Source organism: Luteirhabdus pelagi (genome assembly GCF_016827595.1).
Classification (GTDB): domain Bacteria; phylum Bacteroidota; class Bacteroidia; order Flavobacteriales; family Flavobacteriaceae; genus Luteirhabdus; species Luteirhabdus pelagi.
In genome coordinates, this window is sequence record NZ_JAECMS010000007.1 from 24,370 (window position 1) to 37,616 (window position 13,247).

The 13,247-nt window shown below is 41.8% G+C and carries 13 protein-coding genes; 5 read left to right on the forward strand and 8 right to left on the reverse strand.

Translation table 11 applies throughout. The features are described 5' to 3' along the window. Positions 1-82 precede the first annotated feature (82 nt). Complete coding sequence (gene secA, locus I4Q58_RS14825; protein ID WP_203296690.1) at positions 83-3,439, forward strand: preprotein translocase subunit SecA; 3,357 nt, start codon at positions 83-85, stop codon at positions 3,437-3,439. Between the two features lie 84 nt (positions 3,440-3,523). Continuing rightward, positions 3,524-4,000 carry a DUF4199 domain-containing protein gene (locus I4Q58_RS14830; protein WP_203296691.1) on the forward strand — a complete coding sequence of 159 codons (477 nt, stop codon included), beginning with the start codon at positions 3,524-3,526 and terminating at the stop codon, positions 3,998-4,000. On the opposite strand, the gene I4Q58_RS14835 is transcribed toward I4Q58_RS14830, so the two are convergent. Beyond that, entirely contained in the window at positions 4,001-4,393 is a 393-nt protein-coding gene (locus I4Q58_RS14835; protein ID WP_203296692.1) for a hypothetical protein, read from the reverse strand. It abuts the gene before it with no gap. Continuing rightward, the gene (locus I4Q58_RS14840) at positions 4,377-4,976 is read right to left on the reverse strand and encodes an RNA polymerase sigma factor (RefSeq protein ID WP_236002954.1); all 600 of its coding nucleotides are present in this window, start codon (positions 4,974-4,976) and stop codon (positions 4,377-4,379) included. Before I4Q58_RS14840 ends, I4Q58_RS14835 begins: the two co-directional genes overlap by 17 nt. Positions 4,977-5,095: 119 nt before the next feature. Between I4Q58_RS14840 and I4Q58_RS14845 the strand changes: the two genes are divergently transcribed. After that, complete coding sequence (locus I4Q58_RS14845; protein WP_203296693.1) at positions 5,096-5,446, forward strand: DUF6249 domain-containing protein; 351 nt, start codon at positions 5,096-5,098, stop codon at positions 5,444-5,446. A gap of 57 nt (positions 5,447-5,503) precedes the next feature. On the opposite strand, the gene I4Q58_RS14850 is transcribed toward I4Q58_RS14845, so the two are convergent. Genes I4Q58_RS14850 through I4Q58_RS14860 form a run of 3 tightly spaced genes read right to left on the reverse strand, consistent with a single transcriptional unit; the run spans position 5,504 to position 8,007 of the window. Beyond that, positions 5,504-6,907, reverse strand: a complete 1,404-nt coding sequence (locus tag I4Q58_RS14850; protein ID WP_203296694.1) for a hypothetical protein — start codon at positions 6,905-6,907, stop codon at positions 5,504-5,506. Further along, on the reverse strand, positions 6,885-7,478 hold the full coding sequence (locus I4Q58_RS14855; protein WP_203296695.1) for a hypothetical protein: 594 nt from the start codon (positions 7,476-7,478) through the stop codon (positions 6,885-6,887). The genes I4Q58_RS14850 and I4Q58_RS14855 overlap by 23 nt, the downstream gene beginning before the upstream one ends. Further along, positions 7,468-8,007: an RNA polymerase sigma factor gene (locus tag I4Q58_RS14860; RefSeq protein ID WP_203296696.1), complete on the reverse strand. Its 540-nt coding sequence runs from the start codon at positions 8,005-8,007 to the stop codon at positions 7,468-7,470. Before I4Q58_RS14860 ends, I4Q58_RS14855 begins: the two co-directional genes overlap by 11 nt. Before the next feature lie 153 nt (positions 8,008-8,160). On the opposite strand from I4Q58_RS14860, the gene I4Q58_RS14865 reads away from it, so the two are divergent. Beyond that, positions 8,161-8,718 carry a PA2169 family four-helix-bundle protein gene (locus I4Q58_RS14865; RefSeq protein WP_203296697.1) on the forward strand — a complete coding sequence of 186 codons (558 nt, stop codon included), beginning with the start codon at positions 8,161-8,163 and terminating at the stop codon, positions 8,716-8,718. Between the two features lie 90 nt (positions 8,719-8,808). Here the strand turns inward: I4Q58_RS14865 and I4Q58_RS14870 are convergent, their stop codons facing one another. Continuing rightward, positions 8,809-9,237 carry an organic hydroperoxide resistance protein gene (locus I4Q58_RS14870; protein WP_203296698.1) on the reverse strand — a complete coding sequence of 143 codons (429 nt, stop codon included), beginning with the start codon at positions 9,235-9,237 and terminating at the stop codon, positions 8,809-8,811. An 87-nt stretch (positions 9,238-9,324) separates the two neighbouring features. Here I4Q58_RS14870 and meaB point away from each other — a divergent pair, with 87 nt between their 5' ends. Beyond that, positions 9,325-10,407, forward strand: a complete 1,083-nt coding sequence (meaB, locus tag I4Q58_RS14875; RefSeq protein WP_203296699.1) for a methylmalonyl Co-A mutase-associated GTPase MeaB — start codon at positions 9,325-9,327, stop codon at positions 10,405-10,407. Here the strand turns inward: meaB and I4Q58_RS14880 are convergent. Together I4Q58_RS14880 and typA are read right to left on the reverse strand one after the other, a co-directional pair. Next, positions 10,404-11,345: an NAD-dependent epimerase/dehydratase family protein gene (locus tag I4Q58_RS14880; RefSeq protein WP_203296700.1), complete on the reverse strand. Its 942-nt coding sequence runs from the start codon at positions 11,343-11,345 to the stop codon at positions 10,404-10,406. The two genes, meaB and I4Q58_RS14880, sit on opposite strands and share 4 nt — an antisense overlap. Before the next feature lie 74 nt (positions 11,346-11,419). Continuing rightward, entirely contained in the window at positions 11,420-13,213 is a 1,794-nt protein-coding gene (typA, locus tag I4Q58_RS14885) for a translational GTPase TypA (RefSeq protein WP_236002956.1), read from the reverse strand. Positions 13,214-13,247 lie beyond the last annotated feature (34 nt).

Below are 13,247 nucleotides of genomic sequence, written 5' to 3' on the forward strand. Positions count from 1 at the left end.
TTTTGTAAGGTATACCAACCCAGCGCTAACCGCAACCTAACTGAGACGAATGGTACTTCGAAAGTACCGATAAATATTACCGATGGGAATTTTAGACAACATCTTAAAAGTATTCGTAGGCGACAAGTCGAAAAAGGATATTAATGAAATTCAACCTTATGTTGATGAGATAAAAAAATATGAAGCCGATATGGCTTCCCTCTCCTTAGACGAACTCCGCGCGAAGTCGGATGCTTTTCGAAATAAAATAAAAGAAGATCAAAAAGAAGTACAATCCAAAATAGACGAACTACAGGCACAAGCCAACGCTGAAGAGGATATCGATAAAAAAGAAGATATCTACAACGAAATCGATACACTAAAAGATCAGCGATACGAAATTGAAAAAACTACCCTTGACGAAATTCTTCCCGAAGCCTTTGCCGTTGTAAAAGAAACCGCAAAACGATTTAAGGATAACGAAACGCTTACGGTTACAGCCTCTGCTTTCGATAGAGAACTTTCTGGCAGCAAGGATTATGTTACTCTAGATGGAGTAAAAGCAATCTGGAATAACTCTTGGGATGCCGCTGGTAAAGAAGTAACCTGGGATATGGTACATTACGATGTACAGCTTATCGGCGGGGTCGCACTTCACCAAGGAAAAGTGGCCGAAATGCAAACAGGTGAAGGTAAAACGCTTGTAGCGACCCTTCCCGTCTACCTCAACGCCCTCGCAGGAAATGGGGTACATCTTGTAACCGTAAACGATTACCTGGCAAAGCGTGATAGTGCCTGGATGGCTCCCATCTTTGAATTCCATGGCATGAGTGTCGATTGTATCGACCACCACCGTCCGAATAGCGACTCTAGACGCAAAGCTTATAATGCTGACATTACTTACGGTACGAACAACGAGTTTGGTTTCGACTATCTGCGCGATAATATGTCGCACAAACCAGACGATTTAGTGCAACGTCCACACCATTACGCAATCGTGGATGAGGTGGATAGTGTCTTGATCGATGATGCGCGTACCCCATTGATTATCTCTGGACCCGTTCCAGAAGGCGACCGACATGAATTCAACGAGTTGAAACCTCGTATTCAGGATATCGTAAACGTGCAACGAAAATATCTAACAGGAGTTTTAGCGGAAGCTAAAAAACTGATCAGTGAAGGCGACACCAAAGAAGGTGGTTTCCAACTGCTTCGCGTATATCGTGGACTTCCGAAGAACAAAGCATTGATTAAATTCTTATCGGAAGAAGGCGTACGACAAATTCTTCAGAAAACAGAAAACCAGTACATGCAGGACAACAACCGCGATATGCCAAAGGTTGATGCCGAGTTGTATTTCGTAATTGATGAGAAGAACAATCAAATCGAACTTACCGATAAAGGGGTAAATTATCTTTCAGGTGAAAACGATCCCGATTTCTTTGTAATGCCAGAAATGGGAATGGAAATCGCCAAGATTGAAGGAAAAGGCCTAACACCTGAAGAAGAAGCCGAGGAAAAAGAAGAATTATTCCGCGAGTTTGGTGTGAAAAGTGAACGTATTCACACCATGAACCAATTGTTGAAGGCATACGCCCTGTTTGAAAAAGACACCCAATATGTGGTGATGGAGAACAAGGTGATGATTGTCGACGAACAAACAGGTCGTATTATGGACGGACGTCGTTATAGCGACGGATTGCACCAAGCAATCGAGGCGAAAGAGGATGTGAAGATTGAAGCTGCTACACAAACGTTTGCAACGATTACCCTTCAGAATTACTTCCGTATGTACCGTAAACTTTCGGGTATGACGGGTACTGCAGTAACGGAAGCGGGCGAGCTTTGGGAAATCTACGAATTGGATGTGGTTGAAATTCCAACCAACAAGCCCATCGCCCGTGATGATAAGGAAGACAAGATCTATAAAACCAAGCGTGAAAAATACAACGCGGTAATTGAAGAAGTATCGGAACTATCCGCAGCCGGCCGACCCGTACTAATCGGTACTACCTCTGTTGAAATTTCGGAATTGCTTAGCCGAATGTTGAGCATCCGAAACGTTCCGCACAACGTATTGAACGCGAAACTGCATAAAAAAGAGGCGGATATTGTGGCCGAAGCCGGTAAAAGCGGTATGGTTACCATCGCTACCAACATGGCAGGTCGTGGTACCGACATTAAGTTAAGTGACGAGGTAAAAAAGGCAGGCGGTTTGGCCATTATAGGTACCGAACGTCACGATTCTCGTCGCGTCGACCGTCAGTTACGAGGTCGTTCCGGTCGTCAAGGAGATCCGGGTAGCTCACAATTCTACGTTTCTTTGGAAGACAATCTAATGCGTCTCTTCGGAAGTGAGCGAATAGCGAAACTTATGGACCGTATGGGACTTCAGGAAGGTGAAGTGATTCAGCATTCCATGATTTCCAAGTCGATTGAACGCGCCCAGAAAAAAGTTGAGGAAAATAACTTCGGAATCCGTAAGCGATTGTTGGAATATGATGATGTGATGAACGCCCAGCGTGAAGTAGTGTATAAACGCCGCTACCATGCATTGTTTGGAGAACGTTTGCGGGTAGACATCGCCAATATGATTTATGACACTTCTGAAGTAGTTGCAGAAAGCAACAAACTGGCGCAGGACTATAAGAATTTTGAATTTGAACTGATTCGCTATTTCTCGATGTCCTCCCCTGTGTCTGAAGAAGAATTCAAAAAAATGGACGCAAAGAAAATTGCGGGCACCATTTATAAAGCTGCGTACAAGCATTATCAAGAAAAAATGCTTCGCAATGCAGAAATGGCGTATCCTGTAATTCAGAATGTATATGAAAACCATAAGGATAAGTACAAGCGTATCCTGGTGCCGTTTACCGATGGGGTGAAGACCTTGAATGTTTCAACCGACTTAGAGAAAGCGTATGAAACGGAAGGAAAGCAATTGGTTCAGGATTTCGAAAAGAATATCACGCTAGCCATAATCGATGATGCTTGGAAAACGCACTTACGTAAAATGGATGAATTAAAACAATCCGTTCAGCTGGCAGTGCACGAACAGAAGGATCCGCTTCTAATTTACAAATTTGAAGCCTTCGAATTGTTCAAGGAAATGATCGAAAAGGTGAATAAAGATGTTATTTCGTTCTTGTTTAAAGGTGAACTTCCACAGGAAAACCAAGAACAGATTCGAGAAGCGCGTCAGACGCGTCCGAAGGAAAAACTCAGTGAAGAAAAAGAGGAAATTCCAAACATGGACGAGCGTGCAGCACAAAATCGTGCTGCTGGAAATACGCAAAAACAACAAGAAGTTACCGAAACCATCGTACGTGAACGTCCGAAGATTGGCCGTAACGACAAGGTAACCATCAAAAATGTGATGAGTGGTGAAAACAAATCGATGAAGTACAAACAAGCCCTTCCACTATTAGATAAAGGTGAATGGGTATTAGTAGATGAATAAGAAAACACCCTAACTGCTAAAGCCCGAAATATTCCATTTCGGGCTTTGTTTTTTTAGTATTTTACAGCGGCTAAACAACCTACCATGAAGACTATTAAAATTGAACTGAAATGGGCCATCCTATTTACGATTACGCTATTGGCATGGTCATGGCTTGAAAAAACCCTGGGTTGGCACGACAGCCACATAGAAGACCATTCTTGGGGGACGTTTCTCTTCACTCCTATTGCTATCTTTTTATATTTGCTTGCCTTGCGTGAAAAGCGCCGACGGTTCTTTTCGGGAAAAATGACATGGCTTCAGGGATTTGTAACAGGTGTTAAAATAGCAGTCTTTGTTGCCATCCTTTCACCATTTGCCCAATATTTTATCCATACCGTAATTTCTCCAGACTTTTTCGATAATATGATAGCGCATGCCGTTAGCAGTGGTAAAAGTACGCAGCAAGAGGCGGAAGCCTACTTCAACCTTACTTCCTATATATGGCAATCTGCTATTGGAGCAATACTAATGGGCACTATTACGGCTGCCATCGTGGCAATTTTTACAAAGCGGTCGTAGTTAATCCTTTTTCAACAACTGACTTTTCAGAAAAGGAATTTCCATCAAAAATAATCCCAAAAAGGCTATGGCATATAGCATGGTCTGAGAGGTTGATACTTCAGGAATTGACAAGGAAGAAATCGTATTCCACACAATATTTATAGAAGCTATATACTTATTGGGTTCGGTTGGTAAAAAGTAGGCCGCTAAAGGAATACATACGAAAGCGAAAGCGATACAAAACAATGCTTTTTGAGACAGCAGTGGTTTGTAGACCGTATGTGAAGTTGCCGAAGCTTGTGCTTCAATAAGGGTTATAACATTTTTAGTGAAATCGGGCGATGGGCGTTCCAATCCACCGTTCTTCATCAATGAATGCATAAAAGCATCATCTTCAAATCGCTTTTCCATTGTGCTTTGTTTTTTCTGGAAGGATAAACTCCTTCAATATTCCCTTCAATTTTTTTCTACTTCGGAAGAGTTTCACCTTTACATTATCTTCTGTTAGCTCCATTATTTCGGCTATTTCACGCACTGAAAGATCTTCATAATAGTAAAACGTCATCAATGCTGCATCTTCAGAAGGCAAACTAGCGATAGCTTTTTTGATAATTCTCGTTCGTTCTTTCTGTTGAAGTTGCTCCAAAGCGGTATCTAGATCAGCCACCAATATTGTTTCTACCTCAACATCAGATAACGGTATTCTTTTTTGCTTCCGTAGCGCGTCTAAAGCCTTTCGATAGGCAATTCGATACAACCAACTCGAAAATTTTGAATCACCACGAAATGTTGGTAAGGCATCATATGCTTTCACAAAAGTATCCTGCGCCACCTCTTCCGCTTCCTCTGGCACTTTCAACATTCTAACTATGACCGTGTATACAAAATATTGATACTTTTCGACCAATTTACCATAGGCACGGGTATCCCCTTGCAATGTTGCCTTGATTAGTTGTTGGTCAGTTTCGGTACACATGCTATACATGTGACGCATAAACGAACGGATTGGTTACATAGTTTTTAAAAAAAATTGAAATGTTTTGTAACCGAATTGAAATAGCTTCCGTCCTATGAGCACATCAATTAATACGAACACTTATTAAATTTTAATGTATGGGATCTGAAGTAATTATCGTACCGATCATGTTCGGTGTACTATTTGGAATTGTGTATCTCTTTATTACCGCAAGAAATCGGGAACGTTTGGCCTTAATCGACAAAGGTGCCGATGCTTCTATTTTCTACGGAAAGGATCGAAAGGTAACGCCTATTTGGAAAGTTATTGTTATCAATCTTGCGCTACTACTTATGGGCATAGGAATCGGAATCTTTATTGCCGCGTTACTACACTATAACTTTGGTGTGGAAGAAGATGTGGCGTATCCAGGAACGATTTTCCTTATGGCTGGAGCTGGGTTGTTCTCGGGCTTTTATTTCACAAAGAAGTTGAATAAAGACGCCTAATATTTCTGAAGAAAAAGAAAATACCATTCGAGGAAATACCTTCCTCGGATGGTATTTTTATTGAAGGCGGACATCGCTAAATGACGCGTTGATGGTCATTAAACGATCTGGATTTTTTGAAGTATTAAATCCTTTTACAAGTACACGACCATTCATCTTTGTAGGCGTCAACTCCATAGTCTTTGGATAGGCGAGTGTCGATTTTCTTCCATTGAAATAAAATGAAAACGCACTATCAGGCACATCGATAATGGCATCGGTATTCTCAAGGATAATATCCAAGGTTTGAAAATCATTGGAAACACCTCCGATTGTTAGTCGACCAAAAGACCCAGATAAGGCTGTTTCCTTGCCCAAGCTTTGAATGGCGACATCGCTTGAATTAGCTTGCAGATGAATGGTTCCAGTCCTGGCAATATTACATTGATCGACATATTTCACGTAGAGCGTACCCTCTTTCCAATTTTCTACTATTACTGGAGCATAGGCAGCATTGATGAGGGTCTTCCCCCCATCAACACTAGTTGCCCGAAACGGTGCATATTGCAGCGTTGCTTTCACATTATGTGCATCGGCCATTTTTATTTCGCCATGGCGCACATTAATCTCTGTTTTACTCTCTTTCGGCATTTTGATACGAATGGTTTTCTTACCATTCCTACTTGACTTTTTTGAACTGCCTTTAGAGCCTTTATAAATAATAGTCTGACCATTAGGAGTGGTTATCACCTCTTTGGAATAATTCCCATCCTCACCGAATTGGGCTTCCATTTGGCGTGCAAGGTTTTCGCCCCAGGCCTCCATTTGCTTTCCAAAGTTTTCACCCCATTCTTCCATTCTAGCTTCAAATTCAGGGCCGTACCGTTCTTCATATTGCTTCCCGAATTCTTCGCCCCATTTCTGCATTTTAACTTCAAATTCCTTTCCAAATTTTTGATCCATTTGGGCCTCAAACTTCTCCATATAGGCTTCCTTATCTTTCATGAATTCTTCATAATCGAAATTAATAGTTCCCATCCGCTGAAGCACATCCTCTGGTAAGGCTGGTACACGCATTTCTGTAATGATAGGGTTTACCAAGCCTTCCAGCATAGGGCCTAAAAATTCCATGTCACCCAAATTACCATTGATAGCTATCGGGCGACTTCCATGCCACATGTTTCCCCCTTTCGCTTGGATGCTTACTTGGTTGCTATTCCCCATTATCGACACATCCCAATTATTGAAGATAGTCTCTTTTTCCTCATCGGTTAGGTCTTCTCCTTCAATAGAAGCGGTAACTTCAACCTTATTACGGTTCCAAGTTTCAAATATTACGTCCGTTTGATTCGTATTTACGATTACGGTTACGGGATCATCGACCGAAAAGGTCTCTGTTCGCGAATGTTGCGCTTTAGAGCCCACCCAAACAGTAAGGGCTACTATTACGGCAACAATTTTAAATGATGTTAAGTGGTTCATTGTCTGCTTTTTTAAGTTCTTTTAATTTGTTTTTGAGTTTGAACAGCAGATCCAAACGCAATTGTAAGTTTTCAATAAGGGCTGTGATGGTTGCCTCGGTAGGGCCCATTTCATTTAATTCTACCGTAAGGGTTTTATATTCTTGGTCTAATTGCTTTAGTTGTTCCATATAGCCTTCCACCAATTCTTTGTTATCGGGATTGATTTCCAACGATGCTAGTTGCATGTTGATACCGGCCATATAATAGTTTTCGACCTTTTTCAAATCGGGAGAAAGGTCCCCCAATTGAATTTGCGCAGCATCGGAGTTTTCATCTGTACTCGTAATTTCTTCTCCGCTCAATTCACTTGGCGTAGAAAACTGTTGGTAGCCAATCAAGCCCACTGTTACGATAACAGCAATCATCGCTGCTACCTGAAGCCACTGCTCCTTATACCAAGGCTTGGAAACTACAATTTTCTCCTGATGCAGCGCTTCCAACTTAGCTTCGAAACGGCCAAGATGTCCTTCAGACAACTTCGGTGTCTGCTCGTCCTGTTCCTTTAAAAGTTCTCGAATATCACGTGCCATGACGCAAATGTTTTAATTGTTGTTTCAGTTTTTGTTTTCCCCGGTGCAAATTTGTTCGAGATGCACTTTCGGTAATTCCTAAGATATCGGCTATCTCCTGGTGATCGTATCCTTCTAAGAGATACAATTTCACCACTACTCGATAGGATTCCTTAAGGCTCTCTATCGCCGCCTTAACGGCGTCGATGGTTGTTTCATCTGGTACCTCCCAATCATCATTGTCATCCACGATATGCAGGGTTTCCTCTTCCAACGATTGGAACTGTGCTTTTTTGGCTTTGATGACATCCAAGCACGTATTGATAACGATACGCTTTAGCCAGGCGCCAAAGGTGACGTCCCCTTTGAATTGCTCTAGCTTTTTGAATGCCTTGATAAATGCTACTTGCATAGCATCTTCAGCGGCCGCCTGGTCTTTCAAATATCTGCTTGCTACGATATACATGCCATCGCAATACTGATTATAGAGCGCCAGTTGCGCTTTACGATTATTGGCTTTGCATTGTTCTACAAGTACCTGAGTGGACAAGGCTTTGATGGTTTTTTTGGTTGCTGTTCGGTTTAAAGACGACACAATATCTGTACTGTTTCAGCACTTAACGAAATTTTAGCTTAAAATAATGGTAAATAGCATTTAGGACAATGTAATTCACACTATCTTTAAAAAAGAAAATTATATGGAATGAGTAAGAAATACGCTGACTTCAACAAGTTGAACCGCTTATTGGTAGCTAGTTTTGAGGCTGAAAAGTTATATTATAATGCAGCTCAAGACGTCAACACCACTACATTAAAGCGATTCCTCAATTATATGGCGACGGAACGAAATAGGATGAGTCATGATATTTCCAATGAACTTCATTCCCGTGGCATTGAACCTCTGAAGGAAGATGCTGAAAAAGGTAACATCAATCGTACGTGGCAAGAAATAAAAGAAACCCTTGAAAATCTAAATGAAGATGTAATTATCAATCAATGTGTAAATCGCGATCTCAATAATGTAAAACGCTACGATGAATTGATCGAACGACGAGAACTCCCGGAAGCGATCATCACACTGTTGATGAAACAACGTGATAAAATTGAATGGTATACCAAACAGGCCGAACAACATAAAAAGTCCCATTTTAAAATTGACTCGGACACAAAAAAAAACGAGAAACCGAAAAATGATGAGAACAAGGGAAACGACGATGATAACATGTCCGGCGGAAAAATAAGATCGCTTAGAGCTATTTAATCTATATACTAATACATACTCCTCACCCCACAAAAATACACCCCGTTGAAATTTCAACGGGGTGTATTGTTTTTAATTCTGTGCTATCTATTATTCTTCCAATAATAAGTTAAGCGTTACCGTAATATTGTCGCGTGTAGCTCGTGAGAAAGGGCATACCTCGTGCGCCTTGTTCACCAATGCTTCTCCATCTTCAACAGAAACCCCTGGAATATAGCAATCCAAAATGGCATTTAGCTGAAGATTTCCTTTTTCTGTTTTTCCAATACCTATAGTTGCGGACACACTAATATCGCCATCAATCGCGATATTTTTATCCTTGGCGACCGCTTCAACAGCTCCTCCAAAGCAAGCAGCGTAAGCGCTTCCAAAGAGCTGTTCGGGATTTGTTCCGTCACCGCCATCGCCTCCCATGGCTTTAGGCATTGATAAATCGAAGTCGATGGGTCCATTTTCAGATGACACATGACCTTTACGTCCGCCCACAGCGGTAGATTTTTCTTTATAAAATGTTTTCATGGCTGAATTTTCTTGAATATTTTCAATATACTAGGATTGTAAAAGGAACGGAAACCGATATTCATAAAATTGTCATAAATTTCAGCAATGGCAGCATCCGACAAAAAGCAGAGTGCATTACAAGAAAAAAAAGGTATATCGCAACCTTCACATGTAAGTAAAACTACAGCCGATAAAATAAAATCGAAGCGGACAAACCGTTTAGATACAAAAGAACTATTAAAAGAGATTTTAAATGGTGATTCAACGGCATTGAGTCGCGCCATTACGATTATAGAAAGCACCGCTAAAAAGCATCAAGAAGATGCACAATCCCTCATTAACGGTTGTCTTCCCCATGCCAACAAATCTATTCGGATTGGAATAACGGGTGTTCCAGGTGTTGGAAAAAGCACCTTTATCGAACAATTTGGGAAACTGCTCACTTCCGAAGGAAAAAGAGTGGCTGTTTTAGCCGTAGATCCTACTAGTGGTATGAGCAAGGGAAGTATTTTGGGCGACAAAACCAGAATGGAGGAATTGGTAAAGGAGAAAAATGCTTTTATCAGGCCTTCCGCTAGTGGCGATTCGCTGGGGGGTGTAGCGCGAAAGACACGTGAAACCATCTTGTTATGTGAAGCAGCAGGCTACGATGCTATTATCATAGAAACTGTTGGAGTCGGCCAGAGTGAAACGGTGGTTCATAGTATGACCGATTTCTTTTTATTGTTGAAGTTAGCAGGTGCTGGAGATGAGCTTCAGGGCATAAAACGAGGTATCATGGAGATGGCCGATCTTATCGTCATCAATAAGGCAGATGGCGAAAATGTGAAAGCGGCAAAACTTGCAAAACAAGAATTTAATCGAGCGCTTCATCTATATCCTCCTAAGGAAAGCGATTGGCCAGCTAAGACGATAACCTGCAGTGCGTTACACAATACTGGAATTGATGTAGTTTGGAAAGAGCTACAATCCTATTTCGAAACAGTGAAAGAAAATCACTATTTCTCCACAAAACGAAAAGAGCAAAATAAATACTGGCTACTTCAAACTATCGAGAGCAGATTGCAAAGTGATTTTTTCAACCGACCGGAAATCAAGAAAGAATTAAAAGAACAACTTGAGCGGATCGACAGAAATGAGATAACAGCTTTTGAAGCAGCTGAAATTTTATTGAATTTGAATGATTAAGAAGGTTGTTTACGACACCACTCCACATGCCGCTCCAACCCTTCCCGTAGACTAACAGAAGGATTATATCCCAGCAGTTTTCGAGCTTTATCGATATTGGCTTTAGTACGCGACTGGTCGCCTGCCCGTGGAGGGGTTATTTCGGTGATAATTGTGGTATCGAGTATTTCTTCTACCGTAGCAATACCGATAGCAGTACTATTTTCCTCTTCCGTTCCTAAATTGAAGATTTCACCATTGGCAATATCCTGATGCTTTATGATACTAACGATGCCATCAACAATATCATCGATATACGTGAAGCTTCTAAGATGTTTTTCGCTGCCGTCATATAAAGGAAAAGGTGTATTCTTTAATCCACTTTCAATAAGCCTGGGATATAACTTATCGGGACGTTCCCTCGGACCAAAAACCGAATACAATCGCAAAGAAGTTCCCCTTAGTTTATGCTCCCGCACTCGAGCAAGTACCAATTGCTCGGCAGCTAATTTCGTCACCCCATACCAAGAAGCAGGTTTAGGAGCAGCAGACTCGGGGAAAGTAGCTTCTAATCCATAAATTGAAGAAGTGGCTATATTGACAAAATAGGGCGATTTCTTCATCGCCATGGCATACTCAATAAGCTGCTGAGTAGCTAGGAAATTGTTCGAAAAATACGCTTCAAAGGTTGAAGTAGCCGAAATACCCGGTTGAGCAGCGAAATGAAAAATAATCTCAATATTCTTTGGCAGTGCATCATACGTATCCGCTTTACGGAGGTCGAGTCGTAAGATATCGACACCCTTCTGTTGTAAAACCTCAGCATTCCGCTCTTTCAACCGAACATCGTAGTAAGGCGCGAAATTGTCGACGCCAATTACCTCATGTCCCATTTCTTGTAAACGTTCCGCAGTATGCGATCCAATAAACCCAGCAGCGCCGGTCACCAATATTTTCATAATGCCTTAGGCTTTATCTTCAAAAATAGCGGTAATAATTGAATCCTACAGAATTCTTCCCTAGAAACAAATCCTTATACCTTTGCTCGCTTACGGTCTACTTCCTTCAATAAAATTTTACGAAGACGAAGATGATTTGGCGTAACCTCAACATATTCATCCTTTTGGATGTATTCAAGCGCTTCTTCCAGCGAAAACTTAATGGCCGGAACAATTCGCGCCTTATCATCGGCTCCTGCAGATCGAACGTTCGTCAGTTTTTTGGTCTTGGTAATATTTACCACCATATCATCCTGACGAGAATTCTCACCGATTACCTGACCTTCATAGATATCTTCTCCGGGATTGATAAAGAATCGACCCCGTTCCTGTAGCTTATCAATAGAATACGGAATCGCAGTTCCCTTTTCCATAGAAACCATACTTCCGTTCAAACGCTCAGGAATTCCACCTTTTAACGGCTGGTATTCCTTAAATCGGTGTGTCATAATGGCTTCACCGGCCGTAGCGGTCAACAACTGGTTTCGTAAGCCTATAATTCCTCGTGAAGGAATCTCGAACTTACAGACCATCCGATCGCCCTTGGCTTCCATACTGGTCATTTCACCCTTACGAGTCGTAACCATATCAATCGCACGTCCGCTTACGCTTTCAGGAAGATCGATCGTCAATTCCTCTACAGGTTCACTCTTAACACCGTCAATTTCCTTAATAATCACCTGTGGCTGACCAATTTGTAGTTCGTATCCCTCGCGACGCATGGTTTCAATCAATACAGAAAGGTGCAATACTCCACGTCCGTATACCATAAAACTATCTGCACTTCCAGTTTCTTCAACACGTAGTGCCAAGTTCTTTTCCAATTCACGCTCCAAACGCTCCTTAATATGACGAGAGGTTACATACTTACCATCTTTTCCGAAGAAAGGAGAATCGTTAATCGTAAACAACATACTCATCGTTGGCTCATCGATAGCGATGGTCTTCAATGCCTCTGGATTTTCGGCGTCGGCAATCGTATCGCCGATATCGAAACTCTCCAGACCAACAATCGCACAGATGTCGCCAGCTTTTACTTCAGAAACCTTAATTCGGCCAAGTCCTTCAAATGTATGTAGCTCCTTGATTCGGGATTTCACAATTTTTCCATCACGCTTCACTAAAGAAACGGGCATATTCTCTTTCAACACGCCTCGCTGTAAACGTCCGATAGCAATTCGCCCCGTAAAGGAAGAGTAATCCAAGGATGTAATCAACATCTGGGTACTTCCTTCTTCAACCTTTGGCGAAGGAATATGCTCCAACACCATGTCCAATACTGGTGCAATCGAATCGGTCGGCTTTTGCCAATCGTCGCTCATCCAATTGTTCTTTGCACTTCCATACACGGTTGGGAAATCCAACTGCCATTCTTCAGCACCGAGTTCGAACATCAAATCGAACACCGCTTCATGCACCTCATCGGGCGTACAGTTTTCCTTATCGACCTTATTGATAACCACACAAGGCTTCAACCCAAGCGAAATCGCTTTTTGAAGCACGAAACGTGTTTGTGGCATCGGGCCCTCAAAGGCATCGACCAACAACAAAACGCCATCGGCCATGTTCAACACCCGTTCTACTTCCCCTCCAAAGTCGGCGTGACCAGGGGTGTCGATGATGTTAATTTTAGTGTCTTTATATGTAACTGATACGTTCTTCGAGGTAATAGTAATCCCGCGTTCACGTTCTAGGTCGTTATTATCGAGAATTAGCTCTCCTGTCTTCTCATTCTCACGGAAAAGGCTACAATGGTGCATAATCTTATCTACCAAGGTGGTCTTGCCGTGGTCTACGTGAGCTATAATTGCGATGTTTTTGATATCCATAATGGTACCTGTTTTTAAGGCGGTGCAAAAGTAA

What these genes read in the sequence shown, in the direction of transcription:
- I4Q58_RS14835 (WP_203296692.1), bottom strand. Translation starts at nt 4,393, where the DNA reads ATGGAAAAGCGATTTGAAGATGATGCTTTTATGCATTCATTGATGAAG.
- I4Q58_RS14840 (WP_236002954.1), bottom strand. Translation starts at nt 4,976, where the DNA reads ATGCGTCACATGTATAGCATGTGTACCGAAACTGACCAACAACTAATC.
- I4Q58_RS14830 (WP_203296691.1), top strand. Translation starts at nt 3,524, where the DNA reads ATGAAGACTATTAAAATTGAACTGAAATGGGCCATCCTATTTACGATT.
- I4Q58_RS14870 (WP_203296698.1), bottom strand. Translation starts at nt 9,237, where the DNA reads ATGAAAACATTTTATAAAGAAAAATCTACCGCTGTGGGCGGACGTAAA.
- I4Q58_RS14855 (WP_203296695.1), bottom strand. Translation starts at nt 7,478, where the DNA reads ATGGCACGTGATATTCGAGAACTTTTAAAGGAACAGGACGAGCAGACA.
- I4Q58_RS14845 (WP_203296693.1), top strand. Translation starts at nt 5,096, where the DNA reads ATGGGATCTGAAGTAATTATCGTACCGATCATGTTCGGTGTACTATTT.
- I4Q58_RS14850 (WP_203296694.1), bottom strand. Translation starts at nt 6,907, where the DNA reads ATGAACCACTTAACATCATTTAAAATTGTTGCCGTAATAGTAGCCCTT.
- I4Q58_RS14865 (WP_203296697.1), top strand. Translation starts at nt 8,161, where the DNA reads ATGAGTAAGAAATACGCTGACTTCAACAAGTTGAACCGCTTATTGGTA.
- I4Q58_RS14880 (WP_203296700.1), bottom strand. Translation starts at nt 11,345, where the DNA reads ATGAAAATATTGGTGACCGGCGCTGCTGGGTTTATTGGATCGCATACT.
- meaB (WP_203296699.1), top strand. Translation starts at nt 9,325, where the DNA reads ATGGCAGCATCCGACAAAAAGCAGAGTGCATTACAAGAAAAAAAAGGT.
- typA (WP_236002956.1), bottom strand. Translation starts at nt 13,213, where the DNA reads ATGGATATCAAAAACATCGCAATTATAGCTCACGTAGACCACGGCAAG.
- secA (WP_203296690.1), top strand. Translation starts at nt 83, where the DNA reads ATGGGAATTTTAGACAACATCTTAAAAGTATTCGTAGGCGACAAGTCG.